This is a genomic window from Rhodococcus sp. OK302 (assembly GCF_002245895.1).
In the GTDB taxonomy this organism is placed as follows: Bacteria; Actinomycetota; Actinomycetes; order Mycobacteriales; family Mycobacteriaceae; genus Rhodococcus_F.
Genome location: NZ_NPJZ01000001.1, coordinates 4,457,501 through 4,483,312 on the forward strand (window position 1 = coordinate 4,457,501; position 25,812 = coordinate 4,483,312).

General features: G+C 62.0%; 27 protein-coding genes and 1 pseudogene (1 of these 28 running past the window's edge). 7 read left to right on the forward strand and 21 right to left on the reverse strand.

The window, feature by feature from the left end:
* Both tyrS and BDB13_RS20450 read right to left on the reverse strand, forming a co-directional pair.
* On the reverse strand, positions 1-226 hold the 5' end (the start) of the coding sequence (gene tyrS / locus BDB13_RS20445) for a tyrosine--tRNA ligase (protein ID WP_094275062.1). It extends 1,052 nt beyond the left edge of the window; only the first 226 of its 1,278 coding nucleotides appear in the window; its start codon is at positions 224-226; its stop codon lies beyond the left edge, outside the window.
* 19 nt (positions 227-245) lie between these two features.
* On the reverse strand, positions 246-854 hold the full coding sequence (locus BDB13_RS20450; protein WP_094273440.1) for a DNA-3-methyladenine glycosylase: 609 nt from the start codon (positions 852-854) through the stop codon (positions 246-248).
* A gap of 87 nt (positions 855-941) precedes the next feature.
* Between BDB13_RS20450 and BDB13_RS20455 the strand changes: the two genes are divergently transcribed.
* The 3 genes from BDB13_RS20455 to BDB13_RS20465 are packed head-to-tail and all read left to right on the forward strand — an operon-like array spanning position 942 to position 3,033.
* Positions 942-1,676: an ABC transporter ATP-binding protein gene (locus BDB13_RS20455; protein WP_094273441.1), complete on the forward strand. Its 735-nt coding sequence runs from the start codon at positions 942-944 to the stop codon at positions 1,674-1,676.
* On the forward strand, positions 1,673-2,428 hold the full coding sequence (locus tag BDB13_RS20460; protein ID WP_094273442.1) for an ABC transporter permease: 756 nt from the start codon (positions 1,673-1,675) through the stop codon (positions 2,426-2,428). The genes BDB13_RS20455 and BDB13_RS20460 overlap by 4 nt, the downstream gene beginning before the upstream one ends.
* Entirely contained in the window at positions 2,425-3,033 is a 609-nt protein-coding gene (locus BDB13_RS20465) for a TetR/AcrR family transcriptional regulator (protein ID WP_094273443.1), read from the forward strand. Before BDB13_RS20460 ends, BDB13_RS20465 begins: the two co-directional genes overlap by 4 nt.
* Here BDB13_RS20465 and BDB13_RS20470 read toward each other — a convergent pair.
* From BDB13_RS20470 to BDB13_RS20520, 11 genes are all read right to left on the reverse strand, one after another.
* On the reverse strand, positions 3,030-3,251 hold the full coding sequence (locus BDB13_RS20470) for a Trm112 family protein (protein ID WP_094273444.1): 222 nt from the start codon (positions 3,249-3,251) through the stop codon (positions 3,030-3,032). The two genes, BDB13_RS20465 and BDB13_RS20470, sit on opposite strands and share 4 nt — an antisense overlap.
* 67 nt (positions 3,252-3,318) lie before the next feature.
* Positions 3,319-6,300, reverse strand: coding sequence for an acyl-CoA synthetase (locus BDB13_RS20475; RefSeq protein ID WP_094273445.1), 2,982 nt, complete (start codon positions 6,298-6,300; stop codon positions 3,319-3,321).
* 136 nt (positions 6,301-6,436) lie between these two features.
* Positions 6,437-7,855, reverse strand: a complete 1,419-nt coding sequence (gene argH / locus BDB13_RS20480) for an argininosuccinate lyase (protein ID WP_094273446.1) — start codon at positions 7,853-7,855, stop codon at positions 6,437-6,439.
* Positions 7,856-7,858: 3 nt separating this feature from the next.
* Positions 7,859-9,058: an argininosuccinate synthase gene (locus BDB13_RS20485; RefSeq protein WP_094273447.1), complete on the reverse strand. Its 1,200-nt coding sequence runs from the start codon at positions 9,056-9,058 to the stop codon at positions 7,859-7,861.
* A gap of 47 nt (positions 9,059-9,105) precedes the next feature.
* Entirely contained in the window at positions 9,106-9,618 is a 513-nt protein-coding gene (locus BDB13_RS20490) for an arginine repressor (protein WP_206042441.1), read from the reverse strand.
* On the reverse strand, positions 9,582-10,520 hold the full coding sequence (argF, locus tag BDB13_RS20495; protein WP_094273449.1) for an ornithine carbamoyltransferase: 939 nt from the start codon (positions 10,518-10,520) through the stop codon (positions 9,582-9,584). The genes BDB13_RS20490 and argF overlap by 37 nt, the downstream gene beginning before the upstream one ends.
* A gap of 5 nt (positions 10,521-10,525) precedes the next feature.
* A complete protein-coding gene (locus tag BDB13_RS20500; protein WP_441347204.1) occupies positions 10,526-11,725 on the reverse strand; it encodes an aspartate aminotransferase family protein in 1,200 nt (399 codons plus the stop codon).
* Positions 11,725-12,639, reverse strand: a complete 915-nt coding sequence (gene argB, locus BDB13_RS20505; protein WP_094273451.1) for an acetylglutamate kinase — start codon at positions 12,637-12,639, stop codon at positions 11,725-11,727. Before argB ends, BDB13_RS20500 begins: the two co-directional genes overlap by 1 nt.
* Positions 12,636-13,871: a bifunctional glutamate N-acetyltransferase/amino-acid acetyltransferase ArgJ gene (gene argJ, locus BDB13_RS20510; protein WP_094275063.1), complete on the reverse strand. Its 1,236-nt coding sequence runs from the start codon at positions 13,869-13,871 to the stop codon at positions 12,636-12,638. The genes argB and argJ overlap by 4 nt, the downstream gene beginning before the upstream one ends.
* Before the next feature lie 44 nt (positions 13,872-13,915).
* On the reverse strand, positions 13,916-14,971 hold the full coding sequence (gene argC, locus BDB13_RS20515) for an N-acetyl-gamma-glutamyl-phosphate reductase (RefSeq protein WP_094273452.1): 1,056 nt from the start codon (positions 14,969-14,971) through the stop codon (positions 13,916-13,918).
* A 54-nt stretch (positions 14,972-15,025) separates the two neighbouring features.
* Entirely contained in the window at positions 15,026-15,478 is a 453-nt protein-coding gene (locus BDB13_RS20520) for a hypothetical protein (protein ID WP_094275064.1), read from the reverse strand.
* Positions 15,479-15,593: 115 nt separating this feature from the next.
* Here BDB13_RS20520 and BDB13_RS20525 point away from each other — a divergent pair, with 115 nt between their 5' ends.
* A complete protein-coding gene (locus BDB13_RS20525) occupies positions 15,594-16,037 on the forward strand; it encodes an SRPBCC family protein (RefSeq protein WP_094273453.1) in 444 nt (147 codons plus the stop codon).
* Between the two features lie 55 nt (positions 16,038-16,092).
* Here BDB13_RS20525 and pheT read toward each other — a convergent pair whose 3' ends face one another.
* The 6 genes from pheT to infC form a co-directional block, all read right to left on the reverse strand.
* On the reverse strand, positions 16,093-18,579 hold the full coding sequence (pheT, locus tag BDB13_RS20530) for a phenylalanine--tRNA ligase subunit beta (protein WP_094273454.1): 2,487 nt from the start codon (positions 18,577-18,579) through the stop codon (positions 16,093-16,095).
* A 64-nt stretch (positions 18,580-18,643) separates the two neighbouring features.
* Positions 18,644-19,714 (reverse strand): phenylalanine--tRNA ligase subunit alpha, encoded by a 1,071-nt coding sequence (gene pheS / locus BDB13_RS20535; RefSeq protein ID WP_094273455.1) that lies wholly within the window; start codon positions 19,712-19,714, stop codon positions 18,644-18,646.
* A 139-nt stretch (positions 19,715-19,853) separates the two neighbouring features.
* Positions 19,854-20,669, reverse strand: a complete 816-nt coding sequence (locus BDB13_RS20540) for a TrmH family RNA methyltransferase (RefSeq protein WP_094273456.1) — start codon at positions 20,667-20,669, stop codon at positions 19,854-19,856.
* Between the two features lie 23 nt (positions 20,670-20,692).
* On the reverse strand, positions 20,693-21,082 hold the full coding sequence (rplT, locus tag BDB13_RS20545; protein ID WP_094273457.1) for a 50S ribosomal protein L20: 390 nt from the start codon (positions 21,080-21,082) through the stop codon (positions 20,693-20,695).
* 64 nt (positions 21,083-21,146) lie between these two features.
* Positions 21,147-21,341: a 50S ribosomal protein L35 gene (rpmI, locus tag BDB13_RS20550; RefSeq protein WP_094273458.1), complete on the reverse strand. Its 195-nt coding sequence runs from the start codon at positions 21,339-21,341 to the stop codon at positions 21,147-21,149.
* Positions 21,342-21,384: 43 nt separating this feature from the next.
* Positions 21,385-22,065 (reverse strand): translation initiation factor IF-3, encoded by a 681-nt coding sequence (infC, locus tag BDB13_RS20555; RefSeq protein ID WP_094273459.1) that lies wholly within the window; start codon positions 22,063-22,065, stop codon positions 21,385-21,387.
* 360 nt (positions 22,066-22,425) lie between these two features.
* Between infC and BDB13_RS20560 the strand changes: the two genes are divergently transcribed.
* Together BDB13_RS20560 and BDB13_RS20565 are read left to right on the forward strand one after the other, a co-directional pair.
* Complete coding sequence (locus tag BDB13_RS20560; RefSeq protein ID WP_094273460.1) at positions 22,426-22,791, forward strand: DUF1844 domain-containing protein; 366 nt, start codon at positions 22,426-22,428, stop codon at positions 22,789-22,791.
* Between the two features lie 20 nt (positions 22,792-22,811).
* Entirely contained in the window at positions 22,812-23,231 is a 420-nt protein-coding gene (locus tag BDB13_RS20565) for a DUF1801 domain-containing protein (protein ID WP_094273461.1), read from the forward strand.
* Positions 23,232-23,253: 22 nt separating this feature from the next.
* Here the strand turns inward: BDB13_RS20565 and BDB13_RS20570 are convergent, their stop codons facing one another.
* Together BDB13_RS20570 and BDB13_RS20575 are read right to left on the reverse strand one after the other, a co-directional pair.
* The gene (locus tag BDB13_RS20570; protein ID WP_094273462.1) at positions 23,254-24,117 is read right to left on the reverse strand and encodes an LLM class F420-dependent oxidoreductase; all 864 of its coding nucleotides are present in this window, start codon (positions 24,115-24,117) and stop codon (positions 23,254-23,256) included.
* Positions 24,118-24,273: 156 nt separating this feature from the next.
* Positions 24,274-24,978 carry a helix-turn-helix transcriptional regulator gene (locus tag BDB13_RS20575; protein ID WP_094273463.1) on the reverse strand — a complete coding sequence of 235 codons (705 nt, stop codon included), beginning with the start codon at positions 24,976-24,978 and terminating at the stop codon, positions 24,274-24,276.
* An 86-nt stretch (positions 24,979-25,064) separates the two neighbouring features.
* Between BDB13_RS20575 and BDB13_RS20580 the strand changes: the two are divergent.
* Positions 25,065-25,782, forward strand: a pseudogene (locus BDB13_RS20580) (alpha/beta fold hydrolase).
* Positions 25,783-25,812: the final 30 nt, after the last annotated feature.

Here is a 25,812-nt window from a genome sequence, read left to right on the forward strand (position 1 = left end):
CGGTAGCGCCGCCGGCGAGAACGATCGGACGGTTGCCGGCACGCTGAAAACGCTTGAGAGCGAGCAGAGGAACGAGGTGACCGGCATGCAAGCTCGGCCCGGTGGGGTCGAACCCGGCATACAGCGTGATCGGTCCCGCCTCGAGATTCTTACGCAATGCGTCGAGATCGGTTGATTGGGCGATCAGTCCGCGCCAGGTCAGTTCGTCGAGAATATTCTCAGTCACGGGGTCGATCATCCCACCTCTACGAAACGGCAGGCGCTCGTGGGCTTCGACGGTAGGCGGACACGGCGGAAGAATCCGGAATCCACAGTCGCCAGGGAATGTCCGCGGCCGTACTGACTCCCACGCGGGGGCCTTCACTCCAGATCTCGACTTCTCCCAACTGCAGATGCACTCGCGAAGTCGAGTCGAAGACGTCCGTTCCGTTGTCCGCCAACGAGATTCCCACGGACGAGCCAAGATTGCCTGGCCCGCGCGCCCAGTCGTACTTATGCCGAGCACGGGAGCGTCGATTCTTGACGACGTCATCTCCGGCCACGACCTCCGCAGCCCGCAATAGGACACCACCTGCGACTCCGGTGGGTCCGTACGAGATGTTCATGCAGAAGTGCATTCCGTAACTGCGGTAGACGTAGAGCAATCCGGCCCGCCCGAACATCACCCTGTTCCGCGGCGTTTGCCCTCGATAGGAGTGCGCTGCCGGGTCCGGCCACGGCCCGACCTTCTCCCCTCCGTATGCCTCCACCTCGACTATTCGCAGTGACACGTCGTCGACCGTCAGGGTAGAACCCAGAATGATCAGGCCCGCGTCGCGTGGACTGGTCACGTCCGCCAGAACCTTGATGCTCACCTGCTCAATTGTGCCTAACCGTTGACTCCCGGGCACGCCGCGTCAGATAATTCATCAAGTGATGAATTACTGGAAGTGAGGCACACAGTGACCACCAACCCGGCAATCGACATTCGAGGTCTTCGCGTAATCCGTGGAAAGACCGAGGTTCTCCACTCCATCGACCTTCAGGTTGCCAGCGGATCGATCACCGGACTTCTCGGTCCGTCGGGCTGCGGAAAGACAACGCTGATGCGCACGATTGTCGGAACTCAGATCGTCGAAAGCGGCGACGTCAAGGTCTTGGGCGACAATGCCGGGTCGGCCGCCCTTCGGCGCCGCGTCGGCTACGTCACCCAATCCCCCAGCGTCTACGGAGATCTGACGGTCACCCGCAACGTGCAGTATTTCGGCGCTCTCTACGGCAAGTCCGCGGCTGACGTTCGCGCCGCAATAGATACCGTCGGCCTCACCAAAAACGCACACCAGCTCGCCGCAGACCTCTCCGGCGGACAAGCAACTCGGGTATCGCTCGCGTGCGCACTCGTCGCCGACCCTGAACTGCTGGTTCTCGACGAACCGACAGTCGGGCTCGATCCGGTCCTTCGTGTCGAGCTGTGGGAACGATTTGCCGAACTCGCAAAACGTGGCACAACACTCCTCGTCTCGAGTCACGTCATGGACGAAGCAGATCACTGCGCGCAGCTGATCCTGATGCGCGACGGCTACCTCCTGGCGCAGCTCACCCCCGACGACCTTCGCACCAAAACCAGATGCGATCGTCTGGAAGACGCATTCCTCGAATTGATCCGGACTTCACCCGTCGGAGGCGAAATATCATGAGCGTCAACATCTTCGGAGCAACAACACGAAGAATTCTCCTGCAGCTACGTCAGGATCACCGCACGGTCGCGATGATCCTGTTGGTTCCGACGCTCCTGATGGTCCTGCTGTACTTCCTCTACCAGGACGTGCCGACCGCACCCGGCCACACTTCGATCTTTCAACGCGTCGCCATCACCATGCTCGGAATCTTGCCCTTTGTCGTGATGTTTCTGGTTACCTCCATCGCCATGCAGCGGGAACGGAGTTCCGGCACTCTCGAACGCCTGCTGACAACGCCGATGGGCAAATTGGATCTGCTGGCCGGATATGCGGCCGCATTCTCACTGTCCGCAGCGGCTCAGGCGGCTCTCGCATGCGCCGTCGCGTTCGGATTCCTGGGGGTGACGATCGCCGGCAGTCTGGGGTGGGTGATCGTGATCGCCGTTCTGGTCGCAATCCTCGGAGTCGCCCTCGGCCTGCTGGCCAGTGCCTTTGCCAAAACCGAGTTCCAAGCGGTGCAATTCATGCCCGTCGTGGTGGTTCCCCAACTGTTCCTGTGCGGACTGTTCGTACCCCGTGATCAGCTACCGACCTGGCTTGAATGGATCAGCAACGTACTCCCCCTGAGTTACGCCGTCGACGCGCTCGAACAGGTGTCGATTCACGCTGACGCAACCGGCCAGATGTGGCGTGACCTCGCAATCATGGCTGGTTTTGCCGCCGCAGCGTTGTCACTGGCAGCAGCGACCCTCGATCGCCGAACACCGTGAACATCCGCGACATCCCGCCGCGATCAGGCCGGCGCCCCGGCAAGTCCGAGACTCGAACACAGATTCTCGACAGCGCCCGACGCGCATTTTCACGGAACGGATTCCGGGAGGCGACTGTCCGATCCATCGCCTCGGACGCCGACGTCGACCCGGCCCTGATCCACCACTATTTCGGCAGCAAGGAACAGCTGTTCACCGCTGCCATCGCACTACCGCTGGATCCGAAAATCGTCCTCGCGCCTGTTCAGGCATCAACGAACGAAAACCTGGGCGCCACCCTGCTGACGGCCGTGCTCGGCGTCTGGGAATCCGAACACCGCGACGCGATTCTCGCCGCATTTCGATCAGCGATTTCAGGCGACGGATCACAGTTGATCCAGAGTTTCCTACTGAACATCGTCTTGCGCGACATCATCCCGCGAGTGGATTCGCCGCCCGGGAGCGGACTCCTCCGAGCGGAGTTGGTCGCGTCGCAGATCGCGGGACTCTTGATGACGCGCTACATTCTCGAGCTCGATCCGCTGAAATCACTGAGCGTCGACGCGCTGGTACCGCTGGTGGCTCCGAACCTCCAGCGGTACCTCACGGGAGAAATCCCGATCTAAGCCTGGCTGTCGGCTTCGCCGGACTGTGCAAGTAGCTGCTCATGCTCGTCGTCTGCAACGTCACGAGCCTCGTCGATCAACAGCACCGGAATACCGTTCTCGATCGGGTAGGCGCGCCGAAGGCGAGGGTTGTAGAGCAGCTCGTCCCCGACCAGCAACAGCGGGCCCTTGTCTTGCGGGCAGGCCAGAATGCTGAGCAACGTCGAATCAATAGCCACGTTTTTCCTCTCGAACCGAACACGAACTGAGCGTGTTCAGGCTACCCGCCGAACACCGTCGAACCACTCACCGAGACCCGGTACCCACCCTCGTCGGCATCAACTGAGCCGCAACGGCCTTGGTCAGCCGCTTGTACGACTGGGTTTCGGAGTCCAAGTACCAGGTCCGCGGGCCCGGCGCAGGCACACCCGCCGCGATCAGCGCCGTCGAACTCGGGCGATACGACGAACCCACCGGAATGCTGTCAACCACGTGAACGATGTCCGGACGAGCGTTGAAATCGAGTTTCGACAACGCCTCGGCGAGTTCTGCCGAGCGGAATTGCCGACCCGGCAGCCACGTCACCGCCGCCACCGCCAACTGATGCGGGGCCTGACCGATCGCGTAGGCAACAGCAAGGTCCACGCGAGGAACACTCGACAGAGCGTCGACGATCGGAGCAGTGAAAACCGCTCCCCGAACCGTCGACATGACGGTGTGCTTGTGGTCGACCAACCAGTAGTCGCCGTCCGGATCGCGTCGGAACAGATTCTCGGTCGGAATCCACGAATCGCCGGCCTCGAACAGACCGCGCATTGCTCCTCCGGACAGATCAGCGTTCATGCCTGCTCGCCCGAGCAACAATCCGACCTCGTCGTCGGCGCACTCGCGAACAAATCCGTCCTCGTTTTCGAGGAGTCGACCGCTGAGTGGCTCGTAGGCCGCCAGCCGAACTCGGGCGCTGCCGGGCAACGGACGACCCTTGGACCCGATCTTGGATCCGGCGACATTGGCGAGGATGACATCGCCCTCGGTAGACGCGTAGAACTCGAGGATCTGTGCCGGATCGAACGCTTCGGTGGTCCGCTTCCACAGCCCCTGTGGCATGCCCGAACCGATGAAGAGCCGTACCGGATGACTGCCGTCGAGCAACAGCAGGTCTTCGTCCAGAATCTGGCGCATCATCGACCACGTATAGCTGACGACGGTCACTCCGTACCGGTGAATCTCCTCCACGAAACGCGCCGGATCGAGGCCACGCGACAGTGCGATCCGGGATCCGCCCGCCATTGCGCCACCGATGGTCGCCAACAAACTCGATGAATGATGCAGGGGTGCAAGGCAATAGACTGTGTCGCCGCGATCGAGGTCGGCGGCGGTTGCCGTACCGAACGCGGAGAGCGCCCAACGATAGTTGGTGATCTGCTTCGCTTCGAGTTCGCCCCCGGACTCCGCGAAGATGATGAACGCGAGTTCGCGCGCGATGCCTGGATCCGGCCGGTACCAACCCGGCAAGTTCACCGCCGCCGGATCGATCTGTTCGAGATCGATCACGTCGTGGGATGGATCGATGGCCAGTCCGCGCGCATCGCCGCCACCCAACACCAGGACTGGCCGGCCGAGCGTGACCGCAGCTTCGACGTTCTCCGGATCAGTGATGATTCGGTCTACCGCTCCGAGTTTGACGGCAGTGGCGACGTCGCCGCCCGGCGGGAGCATGACGGCGACGGCACCGAGACGCGAGAGCGCCGAGATTGCCGCAAGCGCACTGGGTCGCGTCTCCATCAGCACGCCGACGTGAGCTGCCGGACGTACACCCACGGATATCAAGCCGCGAACAACATTGTCGATACGTGCATTGACGGCTTCGTAGGTGTGAACGCGATTGTCGAAGAGGAAGCACTCTCCGGACGGCGCCTTGCGCCGTTGTTCCGCCAGAAGCTGACTGAGCGAGATCTTGGTATGCGGCTGAATCTGATTGAGCCTCGCCAACCTGGGCAATGCTCGGGCGGCTTCATTGGATAGTTCGAACGTTCCACGCAATGCGCCGGCAGCAAGGTCGCTGATGCCCTTGGTCATACCGACACCGACCTCCGCGACAGACGCCACGGTGTGGATGATCCGGTTGCTGATGGACACGCCGGTCTCGTCTTCGAGGTACGGACCCTGGGGCATGTGGTCGACACGATCCGGGAGTTTCCCGCCCTTTTCGGTCCACTGTACAAATTCCCCGGTAGTCGGCCACGTATGGTTGGCTGCGGTCGAACCTACTACCAGACCGAAATGCCCTGCGCGCAAGGTTGATTCGTAGACATCAGCACGCGGCGCCGCCTGGGTGATGCCGCGGACCGCCTGAGGCTGGCCGATATCGTCGACCTCACCGACAAACGCCAGAATGGGGCACGTGATTTCGGCGAGCGACACCACCTGATCCTTGATCACAAACCCGCCGGACATCATCCGGTTGTGAACGATGAACTGCTTGAGCAGTTCTGCGACTGCGGGCCCCGACCAGGCGACCCACCCTTCCGTCGCCAAGAAGCGTCGTTGCTGTTCACGTGGAAGGAGTGCTTCACGATCGTGAAGTTGCAGGAGGAAATCCACACGCATCTTGAGCGTCTTGATCGGATCGAGCAATTGGAAGCCGGTGCGGGCCATCCAGCCGGTGACCGCGAGTCTGTTGAAGACGTGATCGGCCAGGAAATCGGCACCCCACGTGGCGATCCCGGCCGGGATACCGAAAGGCAGCGCGGCCAACGTATCCACAGGGCTTCCGAAAGTGATGACGCTGGCAATGTTTCGACTGCGCCGATACGCGGCCGCCTGATAGGCGAACATTCCACCCTGCGAGTAGCCGGAAAGGTGAACATCTTTGCCGGTGTGACGATGGACGTGGTCGACGATGTCACTCAGCGCAACGATGTGGTCGGCGAGATTACGATCCCAGCCACCTTCTTCGGCGTCCGGCGACCCGAAGTCGACAACCCAAGGATCGAGTCCCATCCCGTGCAGAATGCCGACGGCACCCTGATCCCGGGTGACGTCGTACACGTTGGCCGACATCATCATCGGCGGAATCAACACGATAGGCGGACCTGCCACTGCAGGATCAGCATCGGGAAAATATCGTCGCAGACGGTACATCGGCGCGCGTTCGACAATCTCGAACGGCGACGTCGTCAGATCCGTCTCGAGCCCACCCAGACGAACAACTTCGAGGCCGTTCTGTGCTGTCGCAACCACCCGCCGAAGAGGGCCCAGCACTGACTTGGAATTCAATCCCACCATTTCACTCCCAAGTTACTTGCAACATCAGGTCGGTCGCATTTGTCTCAAGCGCAATTAGCCTACTGTCCCGAAAAACAAATACGCGGCCAGGGAGCACAAAATGCTCCCTGACCGCGTAAGACAGTGACCTTAGAACCTAGAGCGACCACTCTCGCAGCGACTGTGCGAGCGTACGGACGCCGTCAAGTTGCTCGGCTACCCGAACCCCGGCGGTTCCGCCGCGCGCATTGCGCGACGCGATGGAACCCTCGACGGTCAGAACCTCGCGCACTGCCGGCGTCAACGCACTGTCGACACCGGCCAGTTCTTCGTCCGTCAGATCTTCGAGTCCGACGCCCCGCGCCTCGGCAACCCGCACGCACGCGCCGGCTGCTTCGTGGGCCACGCGGAACGGAACGCCCTGACGGACCATCCATTCCGCGATGTCCGTAGCCAAGGTGAAACCGGCCGGAGCCAACTCCGCCATGCGCTCGGTGTGGAACTCGAGCGTCTGCACCAGACCGGTGATGGCCGGGAGCAACATTTCGAGCTGAGCAACCGAATCGAAGACCGGTTCCTTGTCTTCCTGCAGATCCCGGTTGTACGCCAATGGCTGAGCCTTGAGCGTCGCCAACAATCCGGTGAGGTTACCGATCAGGCGACCTGACTTACCGCGTGTCAGTTCCGAGACATCCGGATTCTTCTTCTGCGGCATGATCGACGAACCCGTCGACCAAGCGTCGGCAAGCGTGATGTAGCCGAATTCCGGTGTGCTCCAGATGATGACCTCTTCGGCCATCCGTGAGAGATCGACACCGATCATCGCCAACACGAACGCAGCCTCGGCGGCAAAGTCGCGCGACGCCGTGGCGTCGATCGAGTTTTCTGCCGAGCTGTCGAACTTCAGTTCTGCCGCAATAGCTTCGGGGTCGAGTCCGAGCGAAGAACCAGCCAACGCGCCAGAACCGTACGGGGACACCGCAGCTCGCACGTCGAAGTCCCGCAGACGCTGCACATCACGCAGAAGCGGATGGGCATGAGCCAGCAAGTGATGCGCCAGCAGCACCGGCTGAGCAGCCTGCAGGTGCGTCTTGCCCGGCATCACGGCATCGGGATGCGCAGCGGCCTGACCAGCCAGAGCGTCGACAACGTCGAGCACACCGGTCGAGATGCGGCGAACCGCGTCACGGAGCCACATGCGGAACAGTGTCGCCACCTGGTCGTTACGTGAACGACCGGCACGCAGACGTCCGCCGACCTCAGGACCGACACGCTCGATCAGGCCGCGTTCGAGAGCGCCATGCACGTCCTCGTCCGACTCGCTCGGGCCGAAGGCGCCACTCGCGACGTCAGCCCCGAGCTGCTCGAGACCGTCGAGCATGGTCGCGAGATCGGCTTCACTCAGGAGACCGGCCTTGTTGAGCACGCGGGCATGAGCCTGCGAAGCCCGAACGTCGTACGGAGCCAGTACCCAGTCGAAGTGAGTCGACTTGCTCAGTGCCGCCATGGCGGCGGCCGGTCCGGATTCGAACCGCCCGCCCCAGAGGGCACCTTCATTCGTGCCGTGTGCCGTCATTGCTTACAGACCGAGATCGCGCTTTGCCGCGACCTTCGAGGACAGGCCGTGGATCTCGACGAAGCCCTTCGATGCGGACTGGTCGAAGGTGTCGCCCTCGTCGTACGTTGCGAGGTTGAAGTCGTAGAGCGACTCGGGGCTACGACGACCGTTGACCGTGATTGCTCCACCGTGCAGGAAGAGACGGATGTCGCCGGTGACGCGTTCCTGCGTCTTGGCGACGAACGTATCGAGTGCATCCTTGAGGGGCGAGAACCACAGGCCGTCGTAGACCAGCTCGGACCAACGCTGCTCCATCTGACGCTTGTAGCGACCGAGTTCGCGTTCGAGGGTGACGTGCTCGAGTTCCTGGTGAGCGGTGATGAGAACCATCGCGCCGGGAGCTTCATAGATCTCGCGACTCTTGATACCGACGAGACGGTCTTCGACGACGTCCAGACGGCCGACACCCTGGGCACCGGCGCGCTTGTTCAGTTCCTGGATGGCTTCGAGGACGGTGACCTTGCGGCCGTCGATGGCAACGGGCTTGCCGGCTTCGAAGCTGACGATCAGCTCGTCAGGAGCGTTCCAGTTGACCGTCGGATCCTCGGTGTAGTCGTAGACGTCCTTGGTGGGCGCGTTCCACAGGTCCTCGAGGAAACCGGTCTCGACAGCGCGACCCCACACGTTCTGGTCGATCGAGAACGGGGACTTCTTGGAGACGTTGATCGGGATGTTGTTGTCCTCGGCGAACTTGATCGCCTTCTCGCGGGTCCAGGCGTAGTCGCGGACCGGTGCGATGACCGACAGGTCGGGAGCGAGGGTGGCGAAGCCGACCTCGAAACGAACCTGGTCATTGCCCTTACCGGTGCAACCGTGCGAGACGATGGTGCCGCCGTGCGCGCGTGCAGCCTCGACGATGTGCTTGACGATCAGCGGGCGGCTGATAGCCGAGACCAGCGGGTAACGGTCCATGTAGAGAGCGTTTGCCTGGATGGTCGGCAAGCAGTACTCGTCCGCGAACTCGTCGCGAGCGTCGACGACGACGGATTCGACTGCGCCGCAGTCGAGTGCGCGCTGACGCACGACCTCCATGTCCTCGCCGCCCTGCCCCAGATCGATGGCGACGGCGACAACCTCAGCACCCGTCTCCTTGCCGATCCAACTGATGGCAACAGAAGTGTCCAGCCCGCCCGAATAGGCGAGTACGACGCGATCGGCCATTGTTTTTGTGCTCCTTAGGTTGAATATCTTGTGTCAAGAATAAGGGGTCAGGCTAGGGATTCGATCATGGCCGCGAGTTCCGCTCCGGAAAGCGGTTCCCGGGCCATCACGAAGATGGTGTCATCTCCCGCGATAGTCCCCACGATATCGGTCAGCGAGGCACGATCAAGTGCGCTCGCCAGGTAGTGCGCGGCCCCCGGAGGAGTCCGGAGAACCGCCATGTTTCCGCTGAAATCGGTGGACACCAGCAGCTCACCGAGCAACCGCGACAGGCGATCCGTGCCGCCCGAGACACCGCGCACGGGGTTGCCGTCCTCCGGCACCACGTACACCCCGGCCCCGCCGTCGGCTGCCCGCAGTTTTACTGCTCCCAACTCCTCGAGGTCGCGGGAGAGCGTGGCTTGAGTCGCCTCGATGCCCTCGGCCCCGAGCAACGACGCCAGTTCCGTCTGACTTCGAACGGGGTGCGCCGCCAGCAGCGCGATAATGCGCGACTGGCGACCCGCCCGAGTGGGAGCGACGCTCACGCTGTTCCTGCGGTTCGCTGTTCCAGCAGCCAGACCAGCAGTGCTTTCTGGGCGTGCAGGCGGTTCTCGGCCTCGTCCCACACAACGCTCTGCGGACCGTCGAGCACCTCGTCGGTAACCTCTTCGCCGCGATGCGCCGGCAAGCAGTGCATGACTACTGCCTTGGGGTCGGCCAGGGCCAGCAGTTCCGCATTGATCTGGAAGGGACGGAACGGTCCGACGCGGTCGAGGCCGTCGTTCTCCTGGCCCATCGAGGTCCAGGTGTCCGTGACCAAGGCGTCAGCGTTGGTTGCTGCTTCGCGCGGATCCTGGGTCAGCGTGATCGTCGCGCCGGTTTCCTCGGCCCGCTTGCGTGCCGCCGCGACGACCCAGTCGGCAGGCTCGAAGCCCGCCGGGCTGGCGATTGTGACGTCGATGCCTGCGGTGACGCCGCCGAGCATCAGCGAATGCGCCATGTTGTTGGCGCCATCGCCCAGGTAGGTCAGTTTCAATCCCTTGAGCTCACCCTTCTGCTCGATCAATGTCTGCAGATCCGCGAGAACCTGGCACGGATGAAACTCGTCGGACAGCGCGTTGACGATGGGAATCGTTGCGCCGATGGCCATCTGCTCGAGCCGCTTCTGGCCGAAGGTACGCCAGACGACAGCGTCGACGTAACGCGAGAGGACGCGTCCGGTGTCCTGCAACGTCTCTTCGCGACCGAGCTGAGTGCTCCGACCGTCGACGACGACGGCATGGCCACCCATCTGCGCGATACCCATCTCGAAGGAGAAACGTGTGCGCGTCGAGTTCTTCTCGAAGATCACGCCGACTCCGCGCGGTCCTTCGAGCGGACGACGTGAGAACGGGTTCTTCTTGAGCTCGGCCGCAAGCGCGAGAACCTCGGCCTGCTGAGCGGGAGTGAGATCGTCGTCCCTGAGAAAATGCTTCACCACGGTAGTTACTTCTCCCCCGGCTGGTCAGCCGATAATGCACTGTCGAAGATGGCAGGCAGCGCTGCCACGAATGTCTCGGCCTGCTCATCCGTCAGGATCAACGGCGGCGCCAACCGGATGACTCCGGGATTTGCTGCATTCACAAGGTACCCGGCTTCGCGTGCCGCGTTTTCCACGGCAGGAGCGACGTCCTGGGTGAGTACGACGCCCAGCAGCAAACCCGAGCCACGCACGTAGTCGACGAGCGGGTGACCCAGCTCTTCGATCCCGGCGGTGATGGACTTACCCAAACTGTCTGCGCGCGAGATCAAGTCCTCGTCCGCAATGGTCTTCAAGACCGCGAGGGCAGCCGCCGCGCACACCGGGTTTCCGCCGAAGGTGGTCCCGTGCTTTCCGGGACCGAACAGCTCCGCAGCAGCTCCCGTTGCGATGCACGCGCCGATCGGCATTCCGCCGCCGAGCCCCTTCGCCAACGTGATGACGTCCGGAACGATCCCGACAGCCTGATGGGCGTAGAACCAGCCGGTGCGGCCGATGCCCGTCTGAACCTCGTCCAACACCAGCAGAGCGCCGCGCTCGGCGGTGATCCGGCGGGCTTCGACAAGGTAGCCCTCGGGCGGTACGACGACGCCGCTCTCACCCATGATCGGTTCGAGAAACACTGCCGCCGTATCGGAATCGACAGCACGATCGAGAGCTTCGATATCGCCGTACGGAACATATTCGACGCCCGCGGGCATCGGTTCGAACGGTGCCCGTTTGGCCGGCTGACCGGTCAGGGCCAACGCGCCCATCGTGCGGCCGTGGAAGGAGTTCTCGGCAGAAATGATCTTCTTACGGCCCGTTGCGCGGGCAAGCTTGAACGCTGCCTCGTTAGCCTCGGTGCCCGAGTTGCAGAAGAACGCCCGACCCGACGCGGCACCGAGATGGCTGAGCAACTGCTCTGCCAGTTCGATAACCGGCTCGCTCGCATAGAGATTGGAGACGTGACCGAGCGTCGAAAGCTGGTGTGTGACAGCTTCGATGATTGCCGGGTGTCCGTGTCCGAGAATGTTGACGGCGATTCCGGCCAAGAAATCGACGTACTGCTTGCCGTCGGCGTCGGTAAGAACAGCTCCCTCACCGCGAACAAGGGCAATCCGGGGTACGCCGTAATTGTTCATCAACGAGGCGGACCACCGCTGCTGCATATCCAAGGTGCTCATCAGTTGTCTCCAGGCTCGGTGATGTCGGATCCGGGCACAACCATCGTGCCGATTCCCTCACCGGTGAAAAGTTCGAGTAGGACGGAATGCGCGAGCCTTCCGTCGATGACATGCGCCGACGGAACACCACCGCGAACAGCTCGCAGGCACGCTTCCATCTTGGGCACCATGCCGGCGTCGAGGCTCGGCAAAAGCTTTGCCAGCGCGTCGGTATCGATTTCGCTGGCGAGCGAGGATCGATCCGGCCAATCCGTGTACAGGCCCTCGACATCGGTGAGAACAACAAGCTTCTCCGCGCCGATCGCCTCGGCAAGCGCAGCCGCAGCGGTATCGGCGTTGATGTTGTGAACCACGCCGTCCACGTCGGGAGCGATGGTCGAGACCACCGGAATACGTCCTGCCGCAATGAGATCCAAGACTGCATCGGGGTTAACCGTCGTGACGTCACCAACCAGTCCGATATCGGTCTGCTCCCCGTCGACCGCAACGGTGCGACGCGTCGCCGTGAACAGGTGGGCGTCTTCACCGGAAATGCCGACCGCGTACGGACCGTGCGCGTTGATCAGCCCGACGAGTTCACGACCCACCTGACCGAACAACACCATCCGCACAACGTCCATCACTTCGGGCGTCGTCACGCGGAAACCGCCGCGGAACTCCCCCTTCATGCCCAGACGCGCCAACATCGCATTGATCTGCGGTCCGCCGCCGTGAACCACGACGGGATGGATTCCGACGGTGCGGAGGAATGCCATGTCGGCAGCAAAAGCCGTTTTGAGTTCGTCGTCGATCATGGCGTTTCCGCCGTACTTGACCACCACGATCTTGTCCCGGAAACGCTGCAACCAGGGCAGTGCGTCGGCGAGGACGTGCGCCTTCTGATGCTCGCTGATCTCTGCCAGAGATTCGGTCATGACGAGTACGCCGAGTTCTCTTCGACATACGCGTGCGAGAGGTCCGTCGTGCGGATCGACACCGATTCACTGCCGATCCCCAGATCGATATCAAGTTCGATATCGATTCCGCTGAGGTCGACGTCGCGTGCGCCCGGTGCGCCCACTCCGTCGATGCAGACGGGATTTCCGTTGAAGGACACGCTGATTCGATCAGGATCCAACTCGATGGGAGCGATACCGACTGCTGCGAGAACACGTCCCCAGTTGGGATCCGAACCGAACAGTGCAGTCTTGACCAGACTGTCACGCGCAACGGTCCGGGCACCGATCAAGGCATCCGACTCCGTGACGGCACCGCGAACGGTTACCTTCACGCGCTTGGTGACGCCCTCGGCGTCGGCCATCATCTGATCGGCGAGGTCGTCGCACACGGCGAGAACAGCGGCGTTCAGTTCGTCCTGGCTCGGAGCGACGCCACTGGCACCGGACGCCAACAACAGCACCGTGTCATTGGTCGAGGTAGCACCGTCGACGTCGAGACGATCGAAGCTCAGGTGAGTGGCGGCACGCAGAGCGGTGTCGAGCTGCTCGGCGCTGGCAACGGCATCGGTTGTGACGACACACAGCATCGTGGCCAGGGCGGGCGAGAGCATGCCCGCACCCTTCGCCATTCCGCCGACATTCCACTTGTTCTCATGGTGCAGCGACGCCTGCTTGGGCACCGTGTCCGTGGTCATGATTGCGTAGGCGGCATCCGTACCTCCGGAGATTCCACCGGCAAGTTCGTGCACTATTTCCGTCACACCGGCAAGCACCTTGTCCATCGGCAACCGGTCACCGATCAGACCGGTGGAGCAGACGGCTACCTCGACGGCACCCGTTTCGGTACCCCAGTTGCTGAGTGCCGACGCGACCTCTTCGGCAGTCTTGTGCGCATCCTGGAAACCCCCGGCACCCGTACATGCATTGGCACCACCCGAATTGAGCACGACTGCGCGAAGCTTGCCCGTCGTCAATACCTGCTGCGACCACAACACGGGGGCAGCCTTCACCTTGTTCAATGTGAAGACACCGGCCGCAGCCAAGTCCGGTCCTTCGTTGAGCACCAACGCGAGGTCCGACTTGCCACTCTTCTTGATACCGGCGGCAATTCCGGCCGCGCGGAACCCTGCCGGCGCCGAGACACCTTGAGTGCGAAGCAGGCGCCCACCGGCGACGTGGACCACGTCATCCTCGGTCGCGTCGACCAAGTCAGATTCGGTTGCGGCGTCGATGTGCTGCGGATTATCGGTGCTCACGGAGCTACTCCCACGGTAGAGAGACCTGCGGTCTCAGGTAGACCAAGGGCGAGGTTCATCGATTGCACAGCGCCACCGGCCGTGCCCTTGGTGAGATTGTCGATTGCCGAGATGACTACCAGTTGACCGGCATCCGTATCGACGGCGATACCGATCTGCACGGCGTTGGATCCGATCACGGCACCGGTCTGCGGGAATACTCCCGCTGGTAGCACGTGAACGAACGGCTCGTCGCGGTAAGCCTTTTCGTAGACTTCCCGTGCCTGCTCTTCTGTCGCAGTAGTAGCTGCGGTGCAGGTCGCGAGGATGCCACGCGGCATCGGTGCCAGGACCGGTGTGAACGACACACTGATGTCCTTGCCACCCGCAGCCTTGAGATTCTGAATGATTTCAGGAGTATGGCGGTGAACTCCACCGACACCGTAGGCACGAACAGAGCCCATGACCTCAGAGCCGAGCAGATCAGCCTTGGGTGCCCGTCCGGCACCGGAGGTACCGCTCACTGCAACAACATTGACGTGCGTATCGACGATTCCGGCAGCAACGGCCGGAGCCAGAGCGAGGCTCGCAGCGGTCGGGTAACACCCGGGAACGGCGATACGCGTCGCACCCACCAATTTCTCACGCGCGCCAGGCAATTCAGGAAGTCCGTACGGCCAGGTCCCGGCATGGGGGCTCTTGTAGAACTTCTCCCACAGTGCGCCGTCCTGAAGCCGGAAATCTGCGCCACAGTCGATAATGACCGTCGACTCCGGCAGCGCCTTTGCATACTGAGCCGAGTTGCCGTGCGGAAGTCCGAGGAAGACGACGTCGTGACCGGAAAGGATCTCGACAGTAGTTTCTTCGAGCACTCGCGAAGACAAGGGAAGAAGGTGCGGGTGGTGCTCGCCAAGCGTCGAACCGGCGTTGCCGCCGGCCGTCAATGAACCGATCACCAAGCTGCCGTCGGCATACGAGGGGTGCCCGAGAAGCAGACGCAGAACCTCACCACCGGCATATCCACTGGCACCGGCGACGGCGACTCTGATCGGCTTGCGCGTGTCCTCAGTCATGCACATCATTATGCATCATCGTGCAAGTGAATGCATAACTACTTATGTCGGCGGCTATTTACCCATCGATCGACGAATCTCTTCGAGCTTGGCTTTGGCGGCCTTCTGGCGCTCGTCCCACTGCTCGTCAACGGATTTCCCGGCTGGGCTCTCGTGCGCTAGCTCGGCTGAACCGATCGATGTACCAACCCGTCCCTCGATCTTCTCGCGGACTCGGTCGAAGGTGGGCACTCCACCTTCCGTGTAGTCCGGTTCGGGAATCCTGGGTTCGGTCGCGTAGAAGATGGGGGCGTCGATGATCTCGTCGGCCTCGACAATGATCTCGGGCAAATGCGCAGGTTGGGGAGATTGTGCTGCGTCCAGACTGGCACGGAGCGCGACGAGGCTCGGACGAGCGTCGACAACAGCCCGAACTACAGCGAGAAAGTCCTCGTCGCTGAGGGAACTTGCAGCCTCGACCACGCTGTAGACCGAACTACCGTGTACCGAATTTTCACGCGCGGACATCATCAGCCCCTTCTGGAAAATGCCGTCGGACACTCTTGATCCTTCCATGATCGCCCAGAGCAACAGACATAGGCTTCGAAGACGGATGCGCATACCGCGGGAAAGAAGGCTTCATATGTCTGAAGTTGACGTCACAACGAGGATTGTCATCGACTCACCACCTGCAGTGGTCGCCGCCTACGCCGCGAATCCACTCAACACGACTGCGTGGTACGCAAACATCAAGGACGTGACTCCGCACTCGGACGGCCCGTTCGCGGTCGGAGCACGGTTCGACTTCCGCGCGAATTTTCTCGGCCGGAAACTGATCTACACGTACGAGATCGTGGAATTCGATTCCACACGGTTGGTCATGCGCACCAGCGACGGCCCATTCCCGATGGAAACGACGTACGAGTGGAGCGCTACCGGAGCCGGATCTACTGCCATGGTGCTACGCAACCGAGGTACTCCATCCGGGTTCTTCACCATGGCCGCGCCGTTGATGGAACGCGCAATGCGTCGGGCCAATGCCAAAGACCTGGCAGCTCTCAAGCGCATCCTCGAAACCGGTCGCTGATTGTGAAGGATTGTGCTCGCTGAGCGAACACAATCCTTCACAATCAGTTCGGTAATCAGCCTCGCATCTGGGCGCCCACTGCCTTGGACGCTGCCTCGACGGCTGCATCCCGGGCGGCACTGGCTTCATCCTCGGTCAGCGTGCGGTCTACACCACGGAAACGCAAAGCGAATGCCAGCGACTTGCGGCCTTCGCCGACCTGCTCACCTTCGAAGACATCGAACAGACGGATGTCTTCGAGCAGTTCGCCACCTCCGACACGCAGCGCTTCCTGAACATCGGCTGCGGGCACGTTGCGGTCAACAACAACCGCAACGTCCTGAAGAACTGCGGGGAACGGTGAAACCCGCGGTGCCGGCAGGTTCTCAACCAGGGGCAGAGCATCCAGATCGATTTCGAGTGCGCAGGTGCGCGCCGGCAGTCCCGCGCGCTCGAGCACGGCGGGGTGCAGTTCGCCGGCATGGCCGACAACTACTCCGTCGACAAGAATCTCGGCACAACGGCCCGGATGCCACGGCAGGTACTGAGCGGCACGCAATTCGATCGCAACACCCGCTGCTGCAGCAATGACATGCGCCGCCGCGAAAGTATCGGATGCCTCTGCCGCGCGACCCGGTCCCCACGGACCGCTGGGCTCACGCTGTCCGCTGAGAACTGCAGCGATATGCACCGGCTGAGCCGGCAACGAGGCGATCAGGTTGGCAATCTGCTTGTCCGTCGGACGACGGTCGACCGGCAATGCGTCGACCGGCTTGGTATCCGGACCCGGCAGGACAACCTGAGCAATGCCGTACAGCGAGAGATCACGCTGACCACGAGAAGCATTGCGTGCCAAGATCTCCAGCAGTCCGGGCAGCAGCGTCGTCGCCAGTTCGGGGCGATCCGCTTCGAGCGGGTTCAGTACCTTGCTGGTGTTGCGACGCGGATCATCCGCATCGAGACCCCACACGTCGAAGACGTTGGTGGGCAAGAACACCGGCGGAAGCACCTCGACGTACCCGGCGTGAGCAACAGCCTTCGACACAGTGCGCTTACGGCGCTGCGTCGCTGTCAATCCACGGCCGGCCGGTGCTGTCGGAAGTACCGACGGAATCTGCTCGAGACCTTCGAGGCGCAAAACCTCTTCGACCAAGTCAGCAGGCTGCACCAGGTCAGGACGCCATGACGGCGGCGTCGCGACCAGCTGTCCGTGGCCTTCGTTGCTGACTCCGACCTCGACGGTGCAACCGACCTGAGTGAGACGACGGGCCGCCGTACCGTTGGCGTAGGTGACTCCGGCAACGCGGTCCGGCAGATCGATGTCCATGTGGATGGCATCGCGCGGAGCAACGGCGCCGACGTCGGTGAGTACGGGCTCGATACGGCCACCGGCGATTTCGACCAGCAGAGCAGCAGCACGATCGACAGCAACGAGCGGGATAGCCGGATCGACTACCCTCTCGAAACGCTTGCTGGCTTCACTCGACAGCTTGTGACGGCGCGCAGTCTTGAAGACCGCGAGCGGATCCCACGTAGCAGCTTCGAGAAGGATGTCCGTGGTCTCGGAGCCGACCTCGGTGGAGGCACCGCCCATGACAGCGGCAAGTGAAATGACGCCGGAATCGTCGACGATGACAACATCTTCGGGATCGAGCGTGCGCTCCACCTCGTCGAGTGTGGTCAGCTTCTCCCCAGCCTTCGCGCGGCGAACTACCAGGTCGCCCTGGACTGCGCTCGCGTCGAACGCATGCAGCGGCTGACCCAATTCGAGCATCACGTAGTTGGTGACGTCGACGGCGGGAGAAATCGGGCGGACACCCGAGAGCAGCAATCGGCGCTGCAGCCACCACGGGCTGACAGCCTTGGGATCGATACCGGTGACCTTGCGCATCACGAATCGCGACGCCTTGGACTCGGCTTCGAGGTGCACCGGCCATGCTTCACCCTCGGCGGGGTGGGCGGGAACCGAAGCCGGATCAGCGAATTCGAGATCGAAGCCGCACGCCAGCTCACGCGTCAAGCCACGCACCGAGAAGCAGTATCCGCGGTCGGGGGTGATGTTCAGTTCGATGATCGTGTCACCGAGACCGAGCAGTTCGTTGCCGTCGGCTCCCGGCTCGGCGGTACCGGGCTCGAGAACCAGGATGCCCGAATGATCTTTGCCGATACCGAGTTCGGAAACGGAGCAAATCATGCCGTCGGAAATTTTGCCGTACGTCTCGCGGGTCGCGATTGCGAAACCGCCGGGCAGAACAGCGCCGGGCAGTGCGACAACGACGAGGTCACCCTCGGCGAAATTACGCGCGCCACAGACGATGCCGCGGGGTTCGGACTCGCCGACCTCGACGAGGCAGAAACGGATCGGCTTCTTGAACTCGGTGAGTTCGGTGATCTCGAGGACCTTGCCGACCACCAACGGGCCGTCGATCGCCTCGAGTGTGTCGAGTTCCTCGACTTCGAGCCCGACTCGGACGAACCCCGCGTCCAACTCTTCCGGGGTCACCTCCCAGTCCGGAGTTGCCCGCTGCAGGATCTCGGTCAGCCAGGATTGCGCTACTCGCACGTCAGCTCAGCTCTCTCGTTTGTCGATAAGTCTGTAAGTCGATAAGTCCGCGTACCCGGACCGGTCAGCCTGCAACACCGAAAGGCAGCGTGAATCGCACGTCGCCCTCCACGATGTCGCGCATGTCCGGAATACCGTTGCGGAACTGCAAAGTCCGTTCGAGGCCCATGCCGAATGCAAATCCCGTGTACTCGTCAGGATCGATTCCACTGGCGCGCAGAACCTTCGGGTTGACCATGCCGCAGCCGCCCCACTCGACCCAACCTGCGCCACCCTTCTTGTTCGCGAACCACACGTCGACCTCGGCCGACGGTTCCGTGAACGGGAAGTAGTTGGGGCGCATACGCGTCCGAGTGTCGGGACCGAACAGCGCGCGAGCGAACGCGTCGAGCGTTCCGCGAAGGTTTGCCATTGTCAGGCCCTTGTCGACTGCCAAACCCTCGACCTGGGAGAAGACCGGTGTGTGCGTCGCATCGAGTTCGTCGGTACGGAACGTACGGCCGGGGCAGACGACGTAGATCGGGACATCACGCGACAGCATTGTGCGAACCTGCACGGGCGACGTGTGTGTACGGAGCACCTGACGCGAGTTCTCCGGCGCAAGATGGAACGTATCCTGCATGGTCCTCGCGGGATGATCCGGCAAGAAGTTGAGAGCGTCGAAGTTGAAGTGCTCGGTCTCGACCTCCGGTCCTTCAGCAATCTCCCAACCCATCGCGACGAAGACGTCGGCGACCTGCTCGGAAATCAAGCTGATGGGATGCCGGGCGCCGACGGGATGGCGGCCGGAAGGCAAGGTGACATCGATTGCCTCGGCAACGAGTACAGCCGCATCGCGCTCGGCCAGAAGAACCTCACGGCGAGCGTCGTACGCCTTGCTGATGCGGGTACGGAAAACGTTGACGCGCTTACCGGCATCCGCCTTTTCCTTGCCCGGCAGGCTGCCGAGACCACGGCGCGCGAGGGCGATCGGGGACTTGTCCCCCATGTGCTCCACCTTGACGTGCGCGAGCGCATCCAGGTCTGCGGCGTCCGCAAGCGCCTTCTCGGCGTTCTCAGCCGCAGCGGTCAACGCCTCTTCGGTGAGCGCACTCGCATCGACGTCCGGCGGGGTCGCGCCCTCATTTTTGGCCACGGCTGTGACACTCCTGTCGCTTCTCGGTTTGCTTCTGTGCTGCGGTCAAGCATGTCAACTGCTGTCGAGCAGTCTCTCTGCCCCGTATTCTCTCAGGCTTCCTTAAATCGAATGCCGAGAGGTCATTTCCGTAAAATTGTCAGCCTTGTTCTGCGGTGCGATTCTGCACCCGAGCGCTCGCGTAGAGGCAGATCGCGGCGGCAGTCGCCAGGTTAAGGCTCTCTGCACGGCCGTGGATCGGTATCCGAACCCGAAAATCAGCCTGAGCGGCGATCGCCGGGTCAAGTCCATGCGCTTCGTTACCGAACAGCCAAGCGGTCGGCTTGCTCAGGAGTTCGTCGGCATTGTCGAGGTCGATCTCACCGTCGGCTGCTGTCGCCAGAATTTGGATACCCGCGGCACGGATTTGTTCGATGACCACCGCGGTATCGCGTTCACGGACAACGGGTAGGTGGAACAGACTTCCGGCCGACGATCGAACAACCTTGCCGTTGTGCGGATCAACACTGTCGCCCGCCAAGATCGCGGCGTCAGCACCGACGGCGTCGGCAATCCGGATGACAGTTCCTGCGTTACCAGGTTCGTTGACCTCGACGGGAACTGCAAGGAGCCTGGTCCCGGGGCGGATCGCGTCACCCAGCGGAACATCGAGGAGATCACACACGGCTACCAGTCCGGGCGGTGTGACCGTGTCACTCAACGCTTTGGCCGCACGGTCCGTGACAAGCGATACCCGCACACCGGCTGTCAGCGCGAGATCGATGACATGCTGATAACGCTCGGCTGCATCCTCGGTATAGAAAAGGTCATGCACCGAGCGGGCCTCGCCGTTCAAGACTTCCGTCACGGAATTCTCGCCCTCGACGAGGAAACGTCCTGCTTTACGTCGTTCTGCTGTGCGCAGGAGCTTGACAGCAGAAACGACCCGCGGTGTCCGCTCGGTGAGCGGATCCACGGGCCGTTGCTGTGATGCGTCGATCAGGCTGCTTCTCCGGCAGGCGCATTCACGTCAGCCGGCAGAGCGGCCTTCGCGATTGCGACGAGGGCCACAAAGGACTCCATGTCGGAAACAGCGAGCTCGGCCAGCATCTTGCGGTCGACCTCGACCTCTGCCAGGTGCAAGCCCTGGATGAGGCGGTTGTACGTCATGTCGTTGGCGCGAGCTGCAGCGTTGATACGCGTGATCCACAGCTTACGGAACTCGCCCTTGCGTGCACGGCGGTCGCGGTATGCGTAGACGAGCGAGTGGAGCTGCTGCTCCTTCGCCTTGGTGTACAGACGTGAACGCTGTCCACGGTAGCCGCTGGATGCAGCAAGAATTGAACGACGCTTCTTCTGGGCGTTGACCGCCCTCTTTACGCGTGCCACTTGAAAATCCTGTCAATCTAGGGGCTGAAAATTCGACCCCGGGTGGTCAATAAAGGGGGCGAACTCAGATGCCGAGCATGCGCTTGATGCGCGGAGCGTCGTCAGGGCTGACAACAGCGGTGCCGTCGAGACGACGGGTGACCTTGCTCGACTTGTGCTCGAGAAGGTGGCGACGGCCGGCCTTCTGGCGCATGAGCTTTCCGCTGCCGGACACCTTGAATCGCTTCGAGGCGCCGCTGTGGCTCTTCATCTTGGGCATGGAGTCCTCAGTTCTTTGTTACGTGGTGATGCTTGGGAATCGACTAGCTGGTCGGAGCTTCTGGCGTCGTTTCGTCTGCCGCCGGAGCTGCCGGTGCTGCGGGGGCCTCAGGAACGGGCTTCGGTGCGGCCTGAGCGACCGGCGCCTGTGCGCTTTCCTGTGCCTTGACGCGAGTCTTGGCACCCTTGTGCGGCGCCAGAACCATCGTCATGTTGCGGCCGTCCTGCTTTGCCGAGGTCTCGACGAAACCGAGGTCCGCGACGTCTGCTCCGAGACGCTGCAGGAGTCGGTAGCCAAGCTCGGGACGTGACTGCTCACGTCCGCGGAACATGATCGTGACCTTGACCTTGGAACCTGCTTCGAGGAAGCGAACAACGTTGCGCTTCTTCGTTTCGTAGTCATGGGCGTCGATCTTCGGCCGGAGCTTCTGCTCTTTGATGACCGTCAACGTCTGGTTCTTACGCGACTCGCGTGCTTTCTGCGCTGCCTCGTACTTGAACTTGCCGTAGTCCATGATCTTGCAGACCGGCGGACGGGCATCAGGAGCTACCTCGACGAGATCGAGGTCGGCCTCCAGGGCCAAGCGGAGTGCATCTTCAACACGCACGATGCCTACCTGTTCACCGCCCGGTCCGACCAAACGGACCTCGGGAACGCGGATACGATCGTTGATGCGGGTCTCAGTGCTGATGGGGCCTCCTAGGTTGAACGGTGCGGTCTTCATGACCGCACGCAGCCCGTACCGCCCGCATCCCAACAAAAAACCCCGCTAGGATGATTTCTCACCTGCGGGGTCCGATGTCGACCGATCAAATAGACTCCAGCTCACGCCAAAACCTATCTCCTCGACTAAACGAGGAACCTGAGGAAGAATAAATTCTTCGATATCAGGTGACCGGGACCACTGAACTGCAGTTTTACCTGCCGCGCAGAGGTGGGAGTCGGACTCCACTTGCTGCCCCCGAACAATTCGGAGGCGGTCGTTGCAACAAGAGTAGCAGGCCGTCGGCGATCAAACTAATCGCCACCGAGCAAGAGCAGGCCCGATTGAAGTGCTCGCCGCGATGATGGAATCCTTGCAGGCATGAGTGAGAACTTCGATGTAGATCAGAACACCGACGCGAACCCTGACGTCCGCGAACTCTCCGAGGTTCCCGCAGTCGAGGTCATCAGCCGCGCCGCAGTGATGCTGATGAGCTCCGCAGCAGAAAAGCTCGGACTTTCCGACGCAGATCCGTCATCCAGCCCGTACCTGGACTTGGACGAGGCACGACGCGTCATCACTGCACTGGCAGGCTTGGTCACCGCGTCTGTCGAGTACCTGGGTCCCCACGCCGGCCCCATCCGCGAAGGCCTGCAGGCGCTGCAGCGCGCCTTCCGCGAAGCGTCGTCGCACCCGGACGAGCCGGGCAAGGGCCCGGGCGAGAAGTACACCGGACCGGTGTACTGAGCCGAAATAGAGATAGAGAAATGGCAACCGCGAACAAGACTCAGCCGTCGAACGACGACGTCGCTGCCTTCGTGGAGCGTGTTGCCGATCCGGTCAAACGCGCCGACAGCGTGGAGTTGATCTCCATGCTGTCGGCTGCGACCGGCGAACCTCCCGTTCTCTGGGGCACCAGCATCATCGGATTCGGCGCTCGCCACTACAAATATGCAAGTGGCCACGAAGGCGACACCGCGCTGATCGGGTTCTCCCCCAGATCCACCGCCCTGACGCTGTATCTGTCCTTGAACTTCGACGATTACACCGACACCCTCGAACGCCTGGGCAAACACAAAATCGGCAAGGGATGCCTCTACATCAAGCGACTCAGCGATGTGGACCGCAAAGTATTGACCGAGCTCATCACGGAATCCGTTGCAGCAGCGCGGAACATGAGCGCCTGAATCACCTACGCCTGCGACAGGCTCACTGTTTCAAAGCTGCGGCGATCCGGCGCCACTGCTCACGGGGATATGCCTGAGGGTCGGAATCGAGCACTTGTAAGCACACGTGGTCTGCGCCGGCCTCCACATGCTCATGCACCCTGCGAAGAATTGTCTCCTCGTCACCCCAGGCAATCATCGCGTCGAAGAGTCGATCACTGACCGAGTCCAGGTCTTCTTTAGCGAATCCCGCCCGCAACAGGTTGTTGGCGTAGTTGGGAAGCAACAGGTAGTTGCGTAGCCACTCTGTTCCGATGGCGCGTGCCTCGTCTGCGTCGGTAGTCAGGATCGCAGTCTGCTCCGGAAGCAACAACGGACCGTCGCCGAGCGCGGCTCTGGCCTGTGCGGTGAAGGCGGGCGTGACCAGGTACGGATGCGACCCGTTGGCGCGAGTTGCGGAGAGGTGCAGCATCTTCGGACCCAATGCAGCGAGCACTCGCGCCTGTACGGGAACCGGTTGCTCGGTGGCATCGAGTGCATCGAGGTACGCCTGTGTCGCAGCGAGTGGCTTCTTGTAACGGCCTGGTTCGCCGGCGTCGACGAGAGGTGCGTGACTCACGCCGATACCGAGGATGAGTCGATCACCGTACTCGGCGACACATTCGTGGTAACTCCGGGCTACATCGGCCGGCTCGTGCATCCAGAGGTTGAGAATGCCCGTCGCCACCACTACCCGTTCGGTCGCGTGCAAGAGGTTTTCGACGGCGTCGAAAACCTTCCCCCCGACATCGGGTATCCACAGCGCCGAGTATCCCAACTCCTCGAGTTCAGCAGCCGCCTCGGCGGACTCCACAAAATCGCCGTAGCGCAGTTGCGAACTCCAAATACCTACACCTGCGAGTTTCATTTACGCACTCCTCGTTCCGACGCCCCGTAGCGTCGTCAGTGTGACCGTCCGTTGGTGTGCACGCTAACTGATTCAGGCCGGGAAAATGTCCATCCGGCCCGCCGAGTTCAAAACGAGTCGGCCCAACCTCGCCGCCCCGACAAACGGATCCGAACCTCAACCGAGTTCAGCGGCAGATCTTGCGGCATCCGGAGGCTGCCCAAATGCTGCTGACTCCCGAGGCACGAACTTCTGGCTCGTCAGAGTCGCCGTGCGGATCCGATCAAGCCGAAACCACCGCACCGCATCCCTCGCGCGGCACCAACCGATCAAAAACCACTGACCACGGGTCTGGGCAAGCAAATGCGGTTCGACCGTGCGACTCGACTCGGCACCGTCACCGTCGACGTATTGCAGCGACACCACGAACTTATACTCCAACGCCTGCTCGACGACGCGTCGATTCGAGCCTGAATCAGCCGAAACGCTCGCGTCATTGCGGATCCAGACTCGGCCGCTGAGCTCCTCGAAGCGAGCCCGACTGTCTGGATCCATTACGTCCAACAACTTGGCCAGCGCCGCTCGTCCGTCATCGGCGAAGGGCGCATCGCCAACTGAAGTAAGCGCCAGCGCGATTGAAACTGCCTGCGGAACAGTAAAATTCACCGGGGGTAAGGTCACGCGGCCGATCAATCGGTAACCACCGCCAGGTCCCGATCGACCCTCGATAGCCGCGCCTGACTGCATCAAAATCTCGACATCGCGCTTGACGGTGCGGGAGGTGACACCGAACTGCTCCGCCAATCGCGACGCACTGGTTCCGCTGTCACCACGACGACGCAACTCCTCGAGAAGTGCATGCAACCTGGCCGCCCGATTCACGTTGTCGATTCTCTCAAATTTCTTTATCAAATGGTGACAAAATCAGTGACACGCAGTTGTCACCGATCTCGTTGCAGAGTGGCTTCATGAAAACTCACATCGTCCTCGTTCCCGGATTCTGGCTCGGCAGTTGGGCGTGGGACGCAGTACTCCCCCACCTCGAGCGCCCGGACACCCGAGTAACGGCACTGACCCTGCCCGGCCTCGAAGCTGTGCACACTCCGCGCATCTCGGTGACCCTCGACAGCCACGTGCAGACCGTTGTCGACGCAGTCGCGGCGTCCGACGAGCGAACTGTGCTCGTCGTGCATAGCGGCACGGGTCCAGTTGGCTACGCCGCCACCGACCGTCTGCCTGATCGCATCGCGCGCATCGTCTACGTCGACAGCGGCCCTGTCCCGGACGGCACAGCACTACGACCCGACGTCACTGACGACATCGCCGAACTTCCTCTTCCTTCGTGTTCCTTCGTGGGCAGAATTGGAAGCCGACGGGAGCAGCCTCGAAGGACTGGACGAACCTGCACTGGCTGCGTTTCGCAGTAGAGCCGTTCCTGAACCTGCCGGCCCCGCCCGTGACCAGATCACGCTCACCGATCCGCGGCGCTACAACGTCCCGACGACGGTGATCTGCAGCAGTTTTCCGTCCGACGTCATTGCCCAGATGGCAGATGGCGGATTTCCACTAGCCGTCGAATTGACGAAACTCCCGGTGACGTATGTCGATCTGCCGACCGGGCACTGGCCGATGTGGTCACGTCCGAAAGAATTGGCTGAAGCAATTCTCGATGCCGTGGATGCGTAGAACCTCGAGAAAGTAGTGATGCCGGGTCGG